The sequence below is a fragment of the Neisseria sp. P0021.S007 genome, from assembly GCF_051956855.1.
In genome coordinates this window covers 1-436 of the sequence record NZ_JBQCXA010001772.1, presented here as the reverse complement: position 1 = coordinate 436, position 436 = coordinate 1, and the positions used below count along the sequence as shown (strand labels likewise).

General features: G+C 56.0%; 1 protein-coding gene. It reads right to left on the bottom strand.

Translation table 11 applies throughout. The annotated features are described in order from the left end of the window. Window positions 1–436, bottom strand: a 436-nt coding sequence (locus ACTHUR_RS21385; protein WP_440400820.1) for an LPS-assembly protein LptD, incomplete at both ends; no start/stop codon positions are given.

The following is a 436-nucleotide window of genomic DNA, read 5'->3' as shown; positions in this document are numbered from 1 at the left end:
TGTGTGTGGCCAGCGTCAGGCTGTTGGCCGAATTGATGCGGTCGTTGCCCGAATACAGGTTTTCGCGGAACAGCTGCGAGTAGGTAAAGCTGTTTTCGGAGCTGTCGAAATTGGGCAGGTCGTTTTGGGACTTGGTCGGAATGTAGTTGTAAAACAGGCGCGGTTCGAGCGTTTGGAGGTATTCTCCGCCGAAGAGACGGGCCCTGCGCTCGAAAGTCAGGCCGCTGTCGACGTTGATGATCGGCAGGACGCGGCTGACATTGCGGCCGCTTTGGCCATTGAAGCTGTTGAGGCTGTAATAAGTGGCGTGTACACCGACTTTAGGTCGGATGTAGCCCCATTGGTTGTGGAAGTCCCATTTGACGCTCGGGTAGAGCACCACGCGGCTGCCGTCTTGCTTGGTATCGTGGTCAAAACGGGTAAATTGGCCGAACAC